The organism is Gardnerella bretellae (assembly GCF_048545135.1).
GTDB lineage: Bacteria > Actinomycetota > Actinomycetes > Actinomycetales > Bifidobacteriaceae > Bifidobacterium > Bifidobacterium greenwoodii.
The window spans coordinates 357,913-378,393 of record NZ_JBKQXU010000001.1 but is presented as its reverse complement, the minus strand read 5'-3'; the positions used below and the strand labels follow the sequence as shown (position 1 = coordinate 378,393).

The 20,481-nt window shown below is 36.9% G+C and carries 13 protein-coding genes and 1 pseudogene; 1 reads left to right on the top strand and 13 read right to left on the bottom strand.

Features of this window, described 5'->3' with window-relative positions; all coding sequences use genetic code 11:
• Positions 1-135 precede the first annotated feature (135 nt).
• The 8 genes and pseudogenes from cas2e to cas3 all read right to left on the bottom strand — a co-directional run bounded on the left by cas2e (position 136) and on the right by cas3 (position 10,101).
• Positions 136-1,218, bottom strand: a complete 1,083-nt coding sequence (gene cas2e / locus ACJV7B_RS01535; RefSeq protein WP_419388797.1) for a type I-E CRISPR-associated endoribonuclease Cas2e — start codon at positions 1,216-1,218, stop codon at positions 136-138.
• A 1-nt stretch (position 1,219) separates the two neighbouring features.
• Positions 1,220-2,163: pseudogene (gene cas1e, locus ACJV7B_RS01530) on the bottom strand (type I-E CRISPR-associated endonuclease Cas1e).
• 27 nt (positions 2,164-2,190) lie between these two features.
• Positions 2,191-2,847 (bottom strand): type I-E CRISPR-associated protein Cas6/Cse3/CasE, encoded by a 657-nt coding sequence (gene cas6e, locus ACJV7B_RS01525; protein ID WP_419388796.1) that lies wholly within the window; start codon positions 2,845-2,847, stop codon positions 2,191-2,193.
• A complete protein-coding gene (gene cas5e, locus ACJV7B_RS01520) occupies positions 2,848-3,723 on the bottom strand; it encodes a type I-E CRISPR-associated protein Cas5/CasD (RefSeq protein ID WP_419388795.1) in 876 nt (291 codons plus the stop codon).
• Positions 3,724-3,781: 58 nt separating this feature from the next.
• Positions 3,782-4,870: a type I-E CRISPR-associated protein Cas7/Cse4/CasC gene (cas7e, locus tag ACJV7B_RS01515; protein ID WP_419388794.1), complete on the bottom strand. Its 1,089-nt coding sequence runs from the start codon at positions 4,868-4,870 to the stop codon at positions 3,782-3,784.
• Positions 4,871-4,954: 84 nt separating this feature from the next.
• Complete coding sequence (casB, locus tag ACJV7B_RS01510; RefSeq protein WP_419388793.1) at positions 4,955-5,566, bottom strand: type I-E CRISPR-associated protein Cse2/CasB; 612 nt, start codon at positions 5,564-5,566, stop codon at positions 4,955-4,957.
• Positions 5,567-5,597: 31 nt separating this feature from the next.
• Complete coding sequence (locus tag ACJV7B_RS01505) at positions 5,598-7,259, bottom strand: type I-E CRISPR-associated protein Cse1/CasA (RefSeq protein ID WP_419388792.1); 1,662 nt, start codon at positions 7,257-7,259, stop codon at positions 5,598-5,600.
• Positions 7,246-10,101 (bottom strand): CRISPR-associated helicase Cas3', encoded by a 2,856-nt coding sequence (gene cas3, locus ACJV7B_RS01500; protein WP_419388791.1) that lies wholly within the window; start codon positions 10,099-10,101, stop codon positions 7,246-7,248. The genes ACJV7B_RS01505 and cas3 overlap by 14 nt, the downstream gene beginning before the upstream one ends.
• Positions 10,102-10,564: 463 nt before the next feature.
• On the opposite strand from cas3, the gene ACJV7B_RS01495 reads away from it, so the two are divergent.
• Complete coding sequence (locus tag ACJV7B_RS01495; RefSeq protein ID WP_419388790.1) at positions 10,565-12,757, top strand: DUF2075 domain-containing protein; 2,193 nt, start codon at positions 10,565-10,567, stop codon at positions 12,755-12,757.
• A gap of 317 nt (positions 12,758-13,074) precedes the next feature.
• Here ACJV7B_RS01495 and ACJV7B_RS01490 read toward each other — a convergent pair whose 3' ends face one another.
• From ACJV7B_RS01490 to ACJV7B_RS01470, 5 genes are all read right to left on the bottom strand, one after another.
• Positions 13,075-15,792 carry an ATP-dependent Clp protease ATP-binding subunit gene (locus ACJV7B_RS01490; protein ID WP_410314319.1) on the bottom strand — a complete coding sequence of 906 codons (2,718 nt, stop codon included), beginning with the start codon at positions 15,790-15,792 and terminating at the stop codon, positions 13,075-13,077.
• Positions 15,793-15,929: 137 nt separating this feature from the next.
• Positions 15,930-17,249, bottom strand: a complete 1,320-nt coding sequence (locus tag ACJV7B_RS01485; protein WP_419388789.1) for a DUF3027 domain-containing protein — start codon at positions 17,247-17,249, stop codon at positions 15,930-15,932.
• Between the two features lie 17 nt (positions 17,250-17,266).
• Complete coding sequence (locus ACJV7B_RS01480) at positions 17,267-17,656, bottom strand: cold-shock protein (protein WP_004127843.1); 390 nt, start codon at positions 17,654-17,656, stop codon at positions 17,267-17,269.
• Positions 17,657-17,785: 129 nt separating this feature from the next.
• Positions 17,786-19,732: a sensor histidine kinase gene (locus ACJV7B_RS01475; protein WP_419388788.1), complete on the bottom strand. Its 1,947-nt coding sequence runs from the start codon at positions 19,730-19,732 to the stop codon at positions 17,786-17,788.
• Between the two features lie 14 nt (positions 19,733-19,746).
• Positions 19,747-20,475 (bottom strand): response regulator transcription factor, encoded by a 729-nt coding sequence (locus ACJV7B_RS01470; protein WP_004127837.1) that lies wholly within the window; start codon positions 20,473-20,475, stop codon positions 19,747-19,749.
• Positions 20,476-20,481 lie beyond the last annotated feature (6 nt).

Genomic DNA, 20,481 nt, shown 5'->3' with positions numbered 1-20,481 from the left:
CAGGGATCACCCCCGCGTATGCGGGAAAGACGCTTAAAAATCCCAATAAAATGGCCATTTTTATAACAGCAATAGTCAAATTCCATTTACTTTTTAAATTCAACCTATCACAGAGCGTACATCAGTATTTTATTTTTATGAAATAAATTTTAGCAATCCTTTCAAATTAAAAACAAGATGCGCTGTCAGTCTAGCGTCCAGAAGAGCTCTATGCGGAACGGAGTCAGAAATGTTGTATTCGTGTAGTACAGTCCTTAGCTGGTAATTTTTTAAAAATTTCTTTTCTTTCTTTACAAAACGTGAGATATCAAAAATTTTATTAATTGAAAGAGAATAATCCAATCTTTCATCTAATGAAGATAAAGCAGAATTTAAAAATGACATATCAAACTGTATATTGTATCCAAGTACCGGTAATTTTCCGATAAAATCAATAAATTCTTTTAATGCTAAATCTAATCCGACACCATAAGAATCAAGCATATTATCTGTAATGCCAGTTAGCTCAATAATTTCATTCGGAATAAAATTATTCTTATTAAAATTACTAACGTTCTCGCAATTAATATTTATTAGTTTTTGGAATTCTTCAATTTTCCCATCAATGAACTTAACGGCTCCAATTTCAATGATTTTATCAACTTTGCTATTTAAACCTGTAGTTTCGAAATCTATTACAACAAAATTCTTACTTATTTTATCAATAAAATCTTTCCAGTAATCTGTACAAGTTAGTTTTTCATTATTTGTAATAAAGTTTGCAGTTCGAGAAACATTATCATAACTTAGATAACTAATATTTTCATTTGTAAGATTATTTTCAATTTTATTAGAAGTAGTATTAATACTTTTACGCCTAACATTTGAAAATTTCCTTGCATTATGAAAATGTGCTGCATCACTAAATCCATGTTTAATATCGTTTTCCAATGTATCATCAACTGTTGGAATACGCACCAGAGGTAATCCATCTGAATAAACTACTTCACGATGCGAATGGATAGTCTTAAAGTCGTATCCAATTTCATTTCTGGAAGAAAAACTCATTGTTACAGCACCATTGCCAACACTGCCTTCTATACGTTTCCATAATTCTTCTCGAACTCTACAGTTAAAATTGCCTACGTAAACGCCTGTAGCTATTTCTTGCATCCACTTAGTTAAATCACCTCTTAAAGATAGTGGACAGTTCGTCATAGTAATCACAGTTAACGGCATATTAATTCACCTCGCTGTAATTTACACCAGAAGCTACAAGGTGTTCTCTATTATCCCAAAGATGTATTACATCAACGGTAATCTGTTCGTCAACTGGTATTTCAAGAAGATTTTGTATGTCATTAACAATACGAGACATTATGTTGCAATTTGCGAAACAATCACGCATTTTCAAACGCATTAACTGTTCAATGTCATCCTCTGATTCACACTGAGAAGCAATTTCAAAAGATGCTGGAATAGTTAATTCAGCTTTATATAAGTCTGCAATATCGTATACGAGAGAAAGATCATGTCCAGTATGTACGAAACCTAATCCAGGTGCTAAACCTAAAGCAGATATTATGCTATGCACCAAACCATATAGGCATACATTGCCTACAGATAATGCTTGATTAACAATAGTACCGCTTTCAAAATCATCAACTTTATAATCGCGACCATTCCATTGAACATTGTATTTGTTAGACATTTCCCTATATACATGTCTAACGCGAGCGCCCTCTCTTCCTCGCAATTGTTGCATAGTATATGAGGATACGTTTTCATTAGGGAAACGCATTTGATACATTTTTCTCGCAACGCTCAGTCTAGATCTACTATTAGTAACAAGTTTTGCTTGTTTTTCCAACAATCTTGAACTTCTTGACAATGCTCTACCATGAGCATAATTGCGAACCCCATGCTCACCAACCCAAACTATGCTTGCACCAACATCTCCAAGTAATTCCATGGCTCTATGAGTAATCTCCGTACCAGGACCTAAAAGTAAAACGCCAATCATCGCAGCAGGAACTCTTATAGTTCCATTTGCATCAAAGACTGTAACAGCACTATCAAGACGATTAATTTTCGCATGTTCTCTACGTATATAAAACTTACTCTGTCGCCTATACGTGGAAGCTCTTGAATTTCGGCTTTCTTAGCACCGCATTTCTTTTTCATACTGTTACAGCCTTCAATAAAATAGCGTCATTTATTTAAATTGTCTAATGGTATTACTGTCATCATTCCAAAGCCATACGCTTTCTTTTTACCAATTCCTTCTAGCAGTGTTTTACGCATGATGTCTGCATCACTAATTGTTAAAATACCTTGATAAACAGCTTTACTTAATCGAATAGGTTTTTCTGACTTAGTAAATAAGCTATATCCGTGTTCAACAATGGCGAATTCATTTTCGTTCAACGAAAAACCTAATTTTTGCGCGCGATTAAGCAAAAAATTCATCTGCTGATCATAAGTAACATGTGGTACTACCCTACCTCTAGCAGTGTGAGTTTCAGCATTATCAGAAATAGAAACAACAGGGTTAAGTGTCACACGAAATTGCATTCTCATACCATTCATCAGTGAGCCTAAAAACTTATCATAAGTTTTACTTGACGCTGTTCCGGAAACACCATACATCTCTAGACGTTGCAAATCTGGTTTAGAATCACTCACTATAAGCAAGTAATGTTTTCCATGCAAAACATCAACTCTCCATAGCTTTCTGCTTCTTTCATGATTCTCCCATTCGTCAGGAAAACTTTGCTCAACCCAATTATGAAAAGCACCAACAGATTTAAGATCTCTCAACGATGAAGGCTTTTTATAATCAATTTCTACTCTGCTTAAATAAGACATTTAAGACTCCAATCCAGAAAAAGCATCATGCTCAGCAATAAACTCTCCAACAGATTTAAGATGTTTACTATCTGATGAAATATCTTCCGAATCCAAATTATTGTGTGAAATTTTCTCAATAGGAATTTCCATTTTTGACTCGTATCGAAATCCAAATTTTCTTTCCTTATTTGAGAAAGAATTAACGTAATCCTTGCGTAACTTACGAACATACGACTGAATTTTATAAGTACAAGTATTATCTTTAGCTAATTCGCATTCTGCTTTATCTACTAAATCTGAATCAGCATATAAAGATATAAATCCAGCATTACATGATTCATTAGAAGATTGCGAGAGCATAGATAATTTAGAAACTTGTACTTGATTTTTCCCTGCTTTTCTTGCAAGCCACTCATGCGTTAATAGAGCTTGAATTACTCCACAATCTTCTACTCCTAGAATAAAGTCAGCAGTAGGAGGCAATGATCTTCTGCCTAAACTAGATTGAAAATATGGCGAGCGCAAAGCATCATTAATGCTATCGATGAGTTTCTCATCGTCAGATCCTATTGCAACAAGAAATATAGCATCTTCTATGTAGTAGCGGTTTGTAACATAATTTTTTTCAAAATCGCCGTTAGCTTTATATTTTGCAGCAATATGATAATCTCTAAGCAAATTCCCTTGCTGATCAATTCGCACTGCAAAATCTAAATCATTAAGTTTTGCAATATTTTCATCGCAATCTGCACTTCTTCTATATCCAAAAGCTGCAGCAATCATACCTATTACCGCACTTTTAGATGGATAGTAATCTGTGTGACGAGTTTCAAAATGAGAATCTGTACCCCATGATTGCAAAGGTCCAGCAAACTTCAGTAATAAACTTTTCATAAGCTTCCTAACTGTTAAACACTAAACATCAACTAATAAGTGTTATTTATTAAGAAATTTACTGAAGAAATTCGGAGACTTTAGAAGAAAAATCATCTAACAATTGCTGCATACTTTGCTCTTCCACTCCTAATTTAAGATTCTCATTTGAAGAATCCATTGTTACATAGAATGACGCGAGTGGCTTATGAACAAATTTTTGAACTTTCTCGTATTCTTGAGATAGCTTCTCTATAGACTTTGAAACATATCCATCTTTAGATTTTACTGGATCTTCAAATGCGCTCACTAAATTCACTGGCCTGTCATCTCTTAAAGTTACCACAAGCATTTGCGGCAAAGTTTGATTCGCAAAAGTATTTACTTTTCCAGTAGGCATTGCATTAGCGAAAGCTTCAATAAAAAGTCTGAGAGCATTAATTGTAGATTCTTTGTTATCACTCAACTGGTGACTAAATTCATGCACTGCCACATTTGCATAACGATAAAGCGTCGAAGAATTATATTCTATTGTTCCAAGCATCCCTGCTCCAGCATTATCATCCGCAGATAAATCATCAACAGCAGTATAGTAATCAAATTCAGCACGAACCGCATGAGTGGAAATTGCGTGAGCAACTTGCGAAGAAGCGTCCTCATTAAGCGACGGATCGTCTGCAAGCATGCGACCAAATAACGCAATATCAATAGGTGGATTATCTTTCAAGATTTCTTGTAGCTGTTTTTTGTCAGTAACATTGTTAATTGCTGCTTGAGCTAGAGAATTTGCTTGAGTCTCTCCTAAGAAGAATAAAGCTTTTGCTGTAGGAACTGTTTCTCCCTTATCTGTTTTAGTTTTAACTCCAGCAGTATTTAACGTTTTATCTGCTAAATCTAATGCTTCTTGTTCAGATAATTCTGGTTTTAACGTAATGATTTTATCGGCAACGTATTTAACAATGTTTTTGCTTCGTATTCCAACATTAGAGTCACCGCCGTGCTCTTTGAAGTATTCACGCATTGAGTGCTTCCAGCATTGAGAACTTATTCTGTTTCTAGTTACACCGCCATATTGAGCAGTTTTTGGACTGCCTGCATCATCACGATTAATATTGCATGGTGGAACACTTTGGATTGCTTGAATATCTAAGAATAAATGAGCGTTCATGATTTTGCCTTTCTAATTTTAGTTAATTGTTTAATAATGCTGTTTTTAAAATATGTAATTTTTGAAATCTAAAAAGTATTGCTACTAGCTAAAGCGATAGTATTCTTGCGCCCAGGAAAGTCTTACTTTTTCTGAATCTTCAAACTGAAGCAAATACAAATCGTGCGCAAGTTTAGAATAATCAATTGCTTGCTTATTTTCTTTCGTTCTGCTTTTTAGCAATCGGACTAATTGACGAAGGTAGTAGTAAAAACTCTCATAATCGCTTGCAGTAACCATAACACTAAAGCGCCTATCCGTAGCTCCACGTACGCCTTCATCACTTCTTAGTGCTCTTAAAGCTGTTCCCATATTGTTATAAGATTTTTCATTTACTGAATCTTCAGATTTGTTCAAATCTTTATAACTTGATTTTTCTACATCACTTTGCTCGTACAATGCGTATATTTGCAAAGTGTTTATAACAGCTCGCATTTGATAGCTAACTTCACCATATTTATTGATAAAGCTTTCCGGAACATTGCTTAGTATCCATGACCATATTTCTACTGACTGACTTAATGGCTTACCAATTGTGTGTCGTAGTTGAGCAAGCATAGCTCGTCTCGATGCAATATCTGAGCTGTTCAAGAATTGATTTATGATTTTGTTAATAACGCTTGATACTTCAACAGATTTGCTTTGATTTTCAGCCATAATAGCCTCCTTTCTATGTCTTTTATTTTCCTTATAATTTTTTCAATCGACTAATAAAAATGTTGTAAACTGTAATTATATTTTTTGTAGATTCTTTCTCACTTTGATCAGATGATCTACCTGTAAAATCACGCAATGTTGCATTTTCTAGCATTCCTTTTGCCTCATTTATAAGTATGTTATGCAATGTATTTCTCCACTGAACGCAACGCTCATTCTTGGAATCGTTTGGCATAATATTTGCTAACCATTCTCTAAATGGTTGATCAACTAAGAAATAAACCTGACTAATATACTTAGTAGAATACTTAGCTGCGTCATCTTTATTTCTATTGCGTATTTCACATATGTCGAGAAGAAATTGCTTGTAAATGAATCCTATGGCAGATCTTGTATACTCAACTTCATTGTTAATTCTATATACCCACCCATCGTCGGAATTATCAGTTACTACAACTTCATCAATATGCAAGGTATCGCATATTTCATCTGTAGGAACCCAAGATGTAGCATTACCATCATCTTTCATACTTACAGCTTGTAGTGAAATAGAAGAGCCAGAAATATTTTTACTAATTTTATTTAACCATTCAATAATTCCTGGTTTATGATTTTTTACGCTTCCATCATATAACTCTTGCGATGTAAGTAACCCGAACGATCTCCACATAGATTCTTCTGCTCTATGTTTCCTAGGAGTGTATTTGTCCTTACTTTCACCTTCCTTGTTATACTGCCATACTGTCATTGGCTCAATAAAAGCATTTTTATGATTAATATCAGGAAGTTTCACTATAGAAACCGATATCGGCTTGTCGATACTAATATCAGGATTTATATATATTGCTCTACTCCATCTAGTGTAAAGCTGAGAAATATTGTCAATAAATGTTTCATAAAACGAATTTTCAATATTTTCTGCTCCTGAATACTCCCAACACGGTTTTTGTCTCTTCTCAGGAGATTGCATTTCACCGATAAGCACGCAGTTGAGCATAAGAGTTTCAAATAGGTTTTCGCCTTCTATGTAGATGCCACCAAGGTCAAAAAGCCATCCTTTAGAAGCTTTATATTTTTCCGTACCAAAAATGGTCTTATCCGCCAATCCAGAATATGACTGTAACGTAATAATCCATCTTGCTAATTGTGATTCAGTAAGTGACGATTTATTATTATCAACATTATCTTTTGGAGAAAATACTGCAATTTTATTATTGCTTTCAGAAATCAATCGATTTATATTTTTACCAGATATCTCGCTAGGAGATTTACCACCAAGTTTTTTACTATCGATATCTTGTTTAAGCACTTGCAGAAAAGGATACTTGTCATCAAAAAGATAGAAATGATCATGCCATTGTTCTAAATATTTGAAAACTGCGTCTGGAAACTTTTTTGCGACCCAAACTTCACGCCAAATATCCATTGTTTCTTCATTAAAATCCTCTTTATAATATTCATCTGAATCAAATTCACGAGAATTTCCCTGAATATCATACCTAGAAAAAACAGTATGAAGCACAGCTAGCAGAATGCGCAGCAATGCGAAATCTTGAGTTTTCATATCACCAGCAAGAGCTTTATATTCAGATGCATGCTTAAACACATCTGTCATTGATACGAGCGTATTGTGTCCTTTTTCGTCTACAATGACGGAAATCCAAGGCTCATCTAGTAGATTAAACCTGCTCACCTTTTAATTCCTTTCTGTCTTCTTCTGAACTCTTAATACATACAATACCACTTTTTTCAGAATATACAACTCTATATTTCGATATTTCGCAAATATTATTTTCATCGAATAGTAAAACCAAAGACCCTCGTAGCCAAGGCTGATTATCCCAATTTTGGAACTGTTTTTGCTTACGTATTCTTTCCAATTCTGCAATTGTTTCTTCAACACGATTACTGTTTAGTGTAAACATCCACGGCAATCCTACTGTTTCTTGAGCAAGTTTCATTGCAACTTCTGAATCATCAATATTTTGCGAAATATCTTCACAATCGTGAAAAGTTCCATAGCCAGATCCAACTTTTTTAACAGCAATAACTTCTATAGATTCACCGCTGTTACGAACTTGAGCGCATGCAAATTCATCAGACTCTTTTACAATTGGATTCTTCAACAAGCCAACAATAGATTTTCTACCGATTTCTGTTTTTGGATTTTCAATTCTATATGTTTCAGCATCACTTTCATTGTTATTTCTGTCTGAATCATGTTCTCTTTTTGCAGCAGCATACACATCTTTCAAATCTTCTTGTAACTCTAAAGGATTATCTCCATAAACTATTTGCACTAATCGAGAAATATCTTTAGGCATGTTTATAGCATCTGGCAAATAGTATTGAGTTCTCATAAGTAAATATTTACTGTAAATAGATTCTGAACCTTTATCAAATTCATAACACTCACTGGTTCCCAACACATATAAAATTGGCTTTTTAAAAGAATCTGGGCGTTCTATAGTATGCCTGTGTAATCTGCCAGCACGTTGAAGTAATAAATCTATAGGAGCGAGATCAGTAAACAAAACATCAAAATCAATATCAAGTGACTGTTCTAATACTTGGGTACCAATAATTATTGCACGAACAGGTCTATGAGCATTCTTGCCTATCATATTGCAAATTTGTTGTTCTTTTCTAACTCTATCTGTAGCAATAAATTGCGAATGAATAACTATAACTTCGTCATCATTAAACTCATCAACGCAGGCATTATAAATTTCCTGAGCTCTTTTAACTGTGTTTACTATAATTCCAGCAATACCACCATTGTTTAGCAAAGATTTAAGCTCACTAACAAGTGATTCATGTAAGTTATCGTCTGTTATTTTTCTTACAGAAACAGATTTATTATCACTAGCATCATTTTCAATAAATTTTTGTTTTACACAGTTTTTATCACTGTACGTGATTAAAGGATAATTATTTGTTTCAAAATCAACATTAGATTTATCACATTTTCTCCAATTAAACCCCAACAATCCGCACATATAGGCTTTTATAAGTTCTTTTCTACGTTTGGCTGGTAAAGTAGCAGAAAGTAACACAACAGGAACACCGTATGCTGCCATCCAAATAAGAGATTCTTCAAGATACTTATTCATGTAAGCGTCATAGGCGTGCACTTCGTCAATAATTACAACTTTTTTACTTAATCCCAAATGACGAAGCATAAGATGCTTTTGCTTTAACGAAGCTAACAAAAATTGATCCACTGTACCAACAACAAAGTCATCCAACATTGCTGTTTTTCGTCCAGTAAACCAATCATTAAGTATTACTCCATTATTATTTACATAATTACTATTAGAAGTACTTTCGCAGCCATCATTCATATTTTGCATTCCATGCGGCAAATGCGTATAATCTGAATTCAGTTCAGCTTTACCATGAACTAAACGTAAACCAATTTCACCTTGAAAATCACGATTCACGCTTTTAAGCCAATCCTCAACTCTCCTAAACATTCCGTTAGAAGTTGCTTGAGTAGGAAGACCAAAGAATACTCCGCTTCTTCCAGTTAGATTTGCCAATTGCTCAGCAGCAACTAAAGAAGCCTCTGTTTTTCCTGAACCCATTGCAGATTCAAGAATAAAAATTCCAGGCTCTTTAGACTGAGAAATAGCATCGCGCAACGCTATCTGAATATTATTTGGCGAGAAACCAAAACGATGCTTGTATATTTGAGAAACATCGCTACAACAATTTAATGATTCCCATACGTCTTTAGAACCATGTTGCAACCACTTTTCCCAGCCTTTTTTATATCTTTCTTCCTGATTTTCAATTAAATCTTTCTCTATTGGAATAAGCGGAAAATAGGTTTCATTACTAGCAATCCAATCAGCCATAATTACTAGTCCACACAATAAAACTTGTGCCGGTTCACTTATTTCTGGAAGATCATTCACATTAGAAAAATCATTCCTTTCTAGAGCCCAATCCAAAATATCATTCTGCAATTTTTGCCATAATTTACTATTTTCACTCTCAATTTCACTTTGATAGTAATGGTCAGCATACGCAGATTCGTTACTTTTATAAACAGAATCATCATCTAAAGGCTTACCGTGATGAGCGCCAACTATTGCACAAATACCTTCAGGAACTCCAGCATTAGAAAGAATAGCTTGACCAGTTATAGTGTGATGACTACTCGACCAATTTTCTGCATTATCAATAAAATAATCAATATTTGTAAAGCCAACAGTAGCTAACTTATTTTTTAACGCAATATCTAAATCTTCTGAATTTGAATACGATTTTCGAAACTGAAAAACGGGAGTAGCTTTGCCAATATCATGTATGCATCCTAAAAATTGAGTTAATTTTTTTGCATCAACATGTTTGCTCAATGAGGCTTCAATCAATCTTTGCTGACCATCGCTAAGCCAATGATCCCATAATTGACCAATAACATTTCCAGTATCTTCAAGGTGTTGAGCAAGAGGAAGCCATTGCATTACTCCATTAACTTCTCTCTTTTTACCCCATAATTCAGGATTGACAACGTGATTACAACTCATGGTTACCGTCTTCCCATTTCTCCTAATCCACAATGATTATTAAATAATGGTAAATATACTCTCAATAAGAGCTTTAAGAAAGATTGTGTTGCATATTTATTACTAAACTAGTTGAGCTTCAAACGTATTGCATGCATTTGAAGCTCAAGTAATTGCCTCGCCAATGCGAGAAAGACGATAGAACACGAAACATAGAAGGATCACCCCCGCGCATGCGGGAAACACTATCAAAAGCGATTATACATCAACAACATTGTTATTGTGGTTCTTGTACTGGTTATTCTGGTTAGGGGCCAAAATTATTGCGTTAAGGAAATAGTTTTGATACGCGGATTAAATTTTCATAGTCGAAAATTTATAGTATTTAATTAAAAATATCCAATTCAAAAACATTTTTAATTTTTGCCACTATTAGTAGATTCTATTAATGGAATATTTCTTATCAAATAGTTATCATTAAATTATGATGAAAGCTATTGTTCCACCTAAGTCCATAATTGTTGATTTACCTTATAAAGTTTTCAAAGATAATGAATTAGAACGTAGCATTAACGAAAATCTAAAGTATAAAAGAAGTGATCTTGATAACCAAACTATTCAGGTTTTAAATCATTATTTGCTGAAATTCCCAACTGTTTATATTGTTCATAAAAAAGAATATGAAAAATATACGGTTTATGTTGGTGAAACTAATAATATTGAGGCTAGAACAAAACAACATTTAAATACTGATACCAAAAACAGAGATGATTGGGAAAAACTATCTGAAGGCCAAGTAAAACAATATATTATTGCTAATAAACATTTTAATAAATCGCTTACTTTAGATGTCGAAAACCGTTTTATGCAGTATTTGCTAAGTGTTGATTCAATAGATAAAGTTAACAATCGCAGGCCTAATCCTCAAGGTGAGTATTATCCTGAAGAAGAGTTTGAACGTATTTTTTCTGAAATCTGGGTTCAACTTCATGATATGGACCCAGTTTTGTTCCCAGAAGAAGGAATTATTCGAGACTCAGCTTTATTTAAAGCGTCACCATTTCATAAATTGACTTCTAAACAGCAGCATATTGAAGAAGCGGTTATACAAATCGTTAATGGAGTTCTAAAATCAAAAAATAAGTGTGACTCTGCTTCATCTACTCTTATTTTATTAGAGGGTGATGCTGGTACCGGAAAAACAGTTTTGCTTAGTGACTTGTTCTACAAAATTTGTAATAGATTAAAAAACATAAATAATCGGTTACAACAATACAATGAGGATATTGAAGAAGAAAACTACGAAGAAGAAGATTTGGATTATGAATATAAGCAATCCTCAATTATTAAAAATAAAAAAACGGCTTGCATAATTGTAAATCATAAAGAACAAGTAAATGTATACAATCAAATAGCAACAAAGTTACGTTTGCAAAAGAGTAATGATGAACTTGTTATGTTACCTTCTCAGTTTATTAATCGTTTTAGTGAACAAACTGAACAAGGCCGTGGCATTATTGACAAGCCAAAACGTTGCTGCGATGTAGCTCTTATTGATGAAGCTCACTTGCTGAATACGCAAGCTAATCAGGCTTACTCTGGTTCAAATATGTTATCTGATATCTTACGTAGGTCTCGAATTGTTATTGCAGCTTTTGACCCTAATCAAATTTTACAGAGTAACCAACGGTGGAATTCAGAAGAGTTAGAAAAATTATTGGGAGCATGTTACAGGGATAAAAAGTCTTCAGACAATAATACTAATAATGCCGAAGCGTTATCATTAAATAATAATTCAATAAGCGCGAATGTTCATCGTTTTATTCTTGAAAAGCAGATGCGTATGAACGCTAATGAAGATGTTCTAAAATGGATTAAAAATTTTGTATACAATGGTGGTATTGACACTCTTCCACTATGTAATAATGTTGAAACAAAAGATGCAGATTCGGATACTGAAAATAAAACTTTTGATTTCAAGGTATTTGATTCACCTATTAAACTATTTAATGCTATCAAAACTAAATCTGAAGAAAAAGCTTCTGGGTGCAATGGACACGGATTATCACGTCTTGTTGCAACATACGACTGGGAGTATAAGAGCAATAGGAATAACCCTAATGCGGTAAATGGTACTTGGAATGTAGATTTACATTGTGATAGCAATGGAAAATGGCATATGGGACTTGGAGAATGTTCTGATGTAAGTAGTTCCGAGTTAGAAATTTTGGAACAAGAAGGTAAGGTCTTTAGCCATCCATGGAATTATCAATTGTCTTCGCAAGATAGCCAAAAGCATTCGCATTCAATAAAAGAATCAAAAAAATCATGGGCAGAACAGCGTCATACTATAAATGAGATTGGATCTACATTTACCATTCAAGGATTTGATCTAAATTATGTTGGAGTAATAATTGGGCCATCAGTGCAGTATCGTAATGGCAAAGTTGTTTTTTGTCCGGAAAATAGTCGAAACGATAAAGCAACTAATAAAAGGCATGATAAAGATTTATCATCAAATAAGAAAATTGCACTAGATTATTCAATTGATAATCTTAAAAATGAGCTTAATGTGTTATTAAAACGAGGAGTTAATGGACTCTACATTTTTGCTGTAGATGCGGAATTAGAAAAAGCATTATTAGAAGCTCAGCGCAAGCGTGATTCATTAATTTGAGTTACCTGCTTATGTAAAAACTTTCTATCACCTTTTATCCACAATAGCTTGAAAAAATGTTGCTTTTTTTTTTAAGTGAATAAGCTTAATTGTGACGTGTGCGAATTTTGGGGTTACCTCTGATTTTGCATAATTTTCAAAACAAATTAAATGTGCATGGCATCTGACCAAGCTGCTAAGTAAAAAGTTTTATTGGAACAATATAAATAGTATCGGAATAACATATTGCATTAATCGGAACAATAGTTATTTATAAAATCCATAAAAACAAAAATCCCGACGACATTACAGTCAGTCGGGATTTTTACTATCTAGGCTTATTTTGTTTCGCTGTCAGTTTTATCAACTGTTTCGTTTTCAGCATTGCTTCCAGTATTGCTTTCAGAGCTGTTATCAGCATCCTTTGCAGTATTATCTGCAGAATCGTCACTAGAAGCCTTGCTATCGCTAGAATCGTCACCAGATACGTCGCTAGATAAGTTGTTAGAATCCTTGCTATATTCATCTAGCTCCACATCATCGCTAGAATCCTTGCTAGATTCATCTAACTCAGCAACATCAAACTGCTGGCTTTTAAAAGTAAACTCCCCCAGCAATCCTTCGCCTTCAGCGTCAACCTCAATTCGTTCGCCGTCAGAAATTTCGTTCAGCAAAATCTTCTCGGAAATAATATCCTCAATATCTCGCTGAATTACACGACGCAATGGACGCGCGCCCAGCAAAGGATCGAATCCTTTTTGAGCGAGCAAATTCTTAGCGGCGTCGGTCAATTCCAAAGACATGTGGTGATCAAACAGTCTATTATTGAGCAGCTTTATGTCCATATCAACAATTTGGCGCACTTCAGGCTCCGTAAGCTGACGGAACACAATAGTGTCATCCAAACGGTTCAAAAATTCTGGACGGAACTGGCGCTTAAGCTCCGAATTAACCTGATCCTTCATTCGCTGATACGTAGAATCAGAACTATTTCCAAGCGTAAAGCCAGTGTTTGCAGCCTTCGCAATATCGCGCGTACCAAGATTAGTAGTAAGAATAATAATCGTATTCTTAAAGTCTACTTTTCTGCCTTGGCCGTCGGTTAAATGACCATCATCCAACACTTGCAAAAGCGTGTTGAAAATATCCGGATGAGCTTTTTCAATCTCGTCAAAAAGCACCACAGAGAATGGCTTCCTGCGAACTTTTTCGGTAAGCTCGCCGCCCTCTTCGTAACCAACGTATCCAGGAGGAGCTCCGAAAAGCCTAGATGCAGCATACTTTTCAGCAAACTCAGACATATCAACGCGAATCAAAGCATCATCGTCGTCAAAGAGGAAGTTTGCCAACGCTTTAGCAAGCTCAGTTTTACCAACGCCTGTAGGTCCAGCGAAAATAAACGAACCAGAAGGACGTTTAGGATCTTTCAAACCAACGCGCGCTCGTCGAATAGAGCGTGCCAAAGCAGATACGGCTTCATCTTGGCCAACAATACGCTTATGAAGCTCAGATTCCATTTGAAGAAGCTTCTGAGACTCCGCCTGAGTAAGCTTTACTACAGGAATTCCTGTAGTGCTTGAAACAACAGAAGCAATCATGTCTTCGTCAACAACCATTTTGACGTTAGACTCACCTTCACGCCAAGCTTTTTCCTTTTCGGCAGCTTCGTTTTCAAGTTTTTCTTGATCGTCTCGAAGATTAGCAGCCTCTTCGAAATCTTGCTGCTTAATTGCTTCATCTTTCTTTTCAGAAATCTTAGCAATCTTATGGTTAAGTTCTTTAAGCTCAGGCGGCTGAGTTAAGCGCTTAATTCGTAAGCGTGCGCCAGCTTCATCAATAAGATCAATAGCCTTATCTGGAAGGTGACGATCTTGAATATAACGGTCAGAAAGCTCTGCAGAAGACTGTAAAGCTCCATCCGTAATAGTTACATGATGATGATTTTCGTAGCGCGAACGCAAGCCTTTAAGAATCTCAATCGTCTCAGCAATAGTAGGTTCAGGAACCTGAATTGGCTGGAAACGACGCTCTAAAGCAGCATCTTTCTCAATATACTTACGATACTCATCGGTTGTAGTAGCACCGATTGTCTGTAGTTCGCCGCGAGCAAGCATTGGCTTAAGCATGTCGGAAGCGCCAAGAGCACCATCGGCAGAGCCTGCACCAACAATAGTGTGAATTTCGTCAATAAAAAGCACAACATCGCCGCGAGTTTTAATTTCTTTAAGAACTTTCTTCAAGCGCTCTTCGAAATCGCCACGGTAGCGAGATCCTGCAATCATTGATCCTAAGTCAAGAGAATAAATCTGCTTGTTTTTCAACGTTTCTGGAACATCGCCTTCAACAATTTTCTGGGCAAGTCCTTCTACAACTGCAGTTTTACCAACGCCAGGATCTCCAATAAGCACAGGATTATTCTTCGTGCGTCGGCTAAGAATAACCATAACTCGTTCGATTTCCTCAGAACGGCCAATTACCGGATCAAGTTTTCCTTCGCGCGCTTCAAGTGTAAGATTTCGGCCAAACTGATCCAGAAGTGCAGACCCAGACTTGTTGCTTTTATCTTGCACGCTTCCAGCGTTAGCAAGTTCGCCCTTTTCATCTTCTGAACTTGTAGAGCTACCTCCGCGAATTAAGTCAACTGTAGTGCTTCTTAAGTCTCCAAGATCGACTTCCATTTTAATAAGCACTTGTGTGCCAATGCCTTCGCCTTCGCGAATAAGTCCTAGCAAAATATGCTCAGTACCAATGTAGCTATGACCAAGCTGCAGAGCTTCTCGTAAGCTAAGCTCCAAAACTTGCTTTGCGTGCGGCGTAAAAGGAATGTGGCCGCTTGGGGCAACAGCACCCTTGCCAATCATTTCTTCCACTTGTTTGCGCGCGCTTTCCAAGTCTACGCCCTTTGAGCTCAACGCTTTTGATGCAATTCCGTCACCTTCGCGAATTAGACCAAGCAAAATATGCTCAGTACCAATGTAATTATGCTGAAGTGAGCGAGCTTCCTCTTGAGCTAGCACAATCACGCGTCGTGCGCGATCAGTGAACCGTTCAAACATAACTGCCTTCCGTTCTTTTCGTTCATTCCATGGTAACTAGTCACCATGACGCGAAGTATTACACAACTTATTAGTATTTATTAGAATCTGTTAAGATTTTTAGGATTTTTCTGTATTCCTTAGAATTTCTTTAGATTTTACTTATGTTGTCTGCGTGATTTCCTTTTGTACAATCGCATTGCTGTAGTACCTGTGTTTTTATTAGGTTCTTCGCTTTTAGCAGATTCTTCAGTAACTTCTATTTTCTTAATTTCTTCGGTTTTTGCTTCATCCTCATAGTTAGATTCAACATCATTAGATTCAACATCATTAGATTCAACATCGTTAATTTCTGGAGTCAAATCTGCTGTCTTAGAATCAGCTGTATCTGTACTAGGGGTATCAGTGATATCAGTATCAGCTATACCAGCTGTATCAGCGGTATTAGCATCATTAGTAGCATCTTTATTTAATTTGCGACGCTTGCGGCGATGCGTTTTGCTATCTTCAATTGCTTCCTCAATAAGCTCAACATCTGCACGCTCTTCTCGAGGAGCTTGCTGCAAAATATCAATATGATAATCGTCGTAGGCTGGAGCTGATTGAATCCACAGCTGTGATGGCTCAGGTGGCTCAATTTCGGAATGCTCTCCGCAAGCGTGGTCAAGAGATACAACTCGACCATCGTCTGGACTCCACATGTTCGCGCACACGCCAAACATTGAACCCAAGCTTCCAGCTAGTGGAATCATAAAACCGCATGAAGAGCAAACGTTACCGTCAGCTATTTTTGTTGACAGTGACTTTGGCCCGTGTTGCCCTGCATACCAGCGTTTTGCTGTTTGCGAAAGAGCTTCTGCAGTCATCACGCGTCTGCGAGATAGACGTAAAGTTGAAACTGCCTCTTCAAGATCTTCGTTAGAATCATTGTTTTCGGATGATTCATTGCCTTGCGAATCGCAAGAGCCATTTTCATTCTCAACAATTTCTGTGGCGTCTGCATTTTCAGCAGTTTCGCCATCTTGCTTAAGCGTATTTTCTTCGGAATTTTCTTTTTCTTCTTTAGATTCTTCCTCAGATTTTTCGCTTAATTCATCTTCAGACTGATGATTTACTGGACGGAATCCATCTTCAAGACGGGAATCGTCTTCCTCTGTTCCAATAGAATCCATTACAGAAAGATCGCTTGGCTTCAATCGATCTTTCCACGGAATCCAAGGTGGTGGCAGCAGTGAGTCGTCAGTAGGAATAAGCGTAGATTCGTTTACAGTCCAACGCTCAGTTTCCAAATCGTGATACAACGTTACTGACCACTGCCAGCCCTCGTAACCAACAAGCTTACTTTCAAAGCGAAAATCGGTAACACCGTCACCAATATCCGTGGAAGACACAAAATCTCCCACGGCATCGGAACGCTCTGAAGTTTCCACAGCAATGCTGCGAGCAATATCTTGTGGATTCATCACTTCATCAGTCATAAATAATATTCCCGAAACTATTCTTGAACGTCGAAATTGTCGGCTACTGCGCGCAAAAGCGTAGCAAGCTTCTTGCTTTCAGCAGTAGATGGATAATGACGACGGCGCAAACCATTACCTGCAGAATCAAGCAGCTTAATAAGATCTTCAACAATTGCTGCCATATCTTCTGCCTTTGGACGAGTTGCTTTAACTAGCGATGGCGCTGTTGCAATAAGATTAAGTCCCATCGCTTGAGGACCTTTACGACCCTCAATTACAGAAAATTCAACCTTTGCACCCTTATGCAAATTTTTTACAGTTGCAGGCAAAGCTGCAGCTGGTAAGAAAACATCCTTACCATCGTCGCCGGCAATAAAACCGTACCCCTTCTGCGCATCGTACCAACGCACACGCCCATTGGGCATAACACACCTCACTCAAATAATCACTCATTGTCGCATATCAATATGCATTAAACACACAAGTGCATCGTTTATATGCGAAAACATCCGTATATAGTTTACCAGATATTAATGTTAATTGTTTCGCTTTTTCTATTGTAGCGCATAAGGTTCAATTTCTCTTACAGGAAGCACAACAGTAAGAGTTAATCCATGAGGATTAATATCCAGAGGCTCAGAACCATCCATTGTGTCGTCAACATTATTATCTGAAACAGTAAGGTCTCTCGAAATAGTTGACGGGTCAGATATTGTTGCGCAGATAAAACCATGATGAGCTTTTACAACAGACTGTGCAATAGCCATTCCTAATCCAGTTCCGCCTTTTTCGCGCGCTCTTGAAGGATCCGCAATATAGAAACGTTCAAAAATGCGAGAAAGAGACTCTTCTGGAACTCCAGGGCCATGGTCAACAACACGAATTACTGCGTAAGTATTGCCAGAATCATTAGATTGGCTTTTTTCTGCAGCCATCAAAAACTCTTTTAACGAGTCACTAACTGAAGGAAGCTTGGAAAGCTGGTCTGGATCAATTGAAGCCTTCATTACGCCAATAGCAATTTCTACTGGAGAATCAGCCGGAGTGTATCGGTGAATATTTCCAACAATATTCGTCATAACTTGACGTAAGCGCGCTCCATCACCAAGAAGAGATACGCTAGGAAGACTTCCACTATTGAACACAAACTTGCGTTCAAAATTGCAGTCAGTGCAATCTTGCAAAGAGAAGTCTTCAGAAAGCGTAAGTGAACCCTGCTGAACAGCTCTAGCGGGATCTAAAGCATGCAAATCGTTAGCAGCATCCGAAAGAATTGGAGACAAGCTAACTTCCTGAGAAATATTAATTCCTCTACCCTCGTCAAATCGAGCCAAAGAAAGCAAATCTTCCACTAACTCAGTCATGCGCTCACTAGAAGCCTTAATGTGGGCAATAGAGTCATCTGCTCTCTCCTGCTCTCCCGGCATATTGCGCCACATTGTATAAAGCTCAGCATAACCGTGAATAGCTGCTAAAGGAGTTCTCAATTCGTGACTTGCGTCAGAAACAAATCGCTTCATTTTTTCAGTCATTGCTTCTTGCTCATTAAAGCCACGTTCAATGCGCGCAAGCATTGAGTTCAAAGAAGCAGCTAAAGAACCAACTTCTGTGTTTTCTGGTGCGCTCGGAACTCGTCTGCTTAAATCTCCAGAAGCAATTTTTGAAGCTGTTTTTTCTATACGCTTTAACGGCCTTAAAGTGGACTGAATAATAAGCGCCGCAAATACCGCTCCAAGAAGAATAACTGCAATACTTACCATAATGCAGTATCTGGTAAGAGTATTTACAGTATCAAGCTGGTCGCTTAAAGATAAAGCAATATACACGTATCCGCGTAAACGTACGTCTGAAGTGTAGCTGCTTCGATGCTCCCATTCAAGCACCAAAACTCTCCAAGGAGCTTTTGCGGATTTTAAAGTAATCTCGTCAACACTACCAGGATTACCCTTAACTTTAGCTGGAGCAGTGTAAGGCCTATTTGTAACAACTCCCTTAATGGGTTTTCCGTTTGCAGGAAGCTTTGGAATAGAAACAAAATCTCCCTTTAGTTTTGGAACTAAAGGAGTAGATATGATTTTGTTATTAATATCGCGAATCTGCATAAAGTAGTCGTTTGGACCTGCTGTAGATTGGCTTGAATCTTTTGAACGAAGCAAATCTATATTGTCGTAAATAAGTCTTGCCTGATCTGTTAACTGTGCGTCAGTTTTTTCAAGCAGATAATTTCCTACCAGTTGACGAATTGATAATGAAATACAAAATGCTGCAACAGTAAGTACCGCAAGAGTGCAAGCCACAAGACGTGTACTTAAAGGAATAGAATTTGCTTTGGTTTTAAGCCAGCAAATTCTGTTTTGTTTTGGCTTTTTTTCTGACGCAGTATTTGGTATAACAGCAACGCTTTTTCCAACATGCTGTCGCGCTGAGTCTTTGTTTGAGTGCGCAGTTACAGCATTATTTGGCTGCTTTTTATCGTCACTACTACGATTATTGTTTTCCATAATCAGGCTTGACCTTACTTTGGTTCGCGAATCATGTATCCAATTCCGCGTTTTGTTTCAATAAGAGGGACTACCTTTTGCAGCTTGCCATTTTCGTCCGTAATTTCAATTCCGTCAATTTTCTTTCGAAGATACGAAATATAGGATTCAACTATTGCAGCATCTCCGCCCCAATCGTACTGCCATACATGATTCAAAATCTGGCTTTTTGATAACACTCGTCCTTCATTATCCATCAAGTAATGTAAAAGCTTGTATTCAGTTGGACTAAGCTCAATCGGTATGCCGCTTCGAGTTACATCGTGCGAATCTTCGTTAATCTCAAGATCTGCTACGCGAATAACAGGAGTTATTTCATCCTGCTCTTGAGTACGGCGAAGAATTGCGCGGATTCTTGCAACAACTTCTTCCAAACTAAATGGCTTAGTTACGTAGTCGTCGCCACCAACTGTTAAGCCCATAATCTTGTCTTGCGTATCATCTCTTGCTGTAAGGAAAAGAACAGGTACTTTAATACCATTTTGGCGAATTCGTCTCGTTACGGTGAAGCCGTCAATATCTGGCAGCATAACGTCCATAACAATAAGATCAGGCTTCACTCTTTCAATAACATCAACAGCTTGAGAACCTGATGCTGCAGTTTCAACTTCAAAACCTGCAAAGTGCAAAGATGCTACTAAAAGCTCACGAATTGATGGCTCGTCGTCTACGACAACAATAGATGCTTCAACATTCTTACTCATACTGAT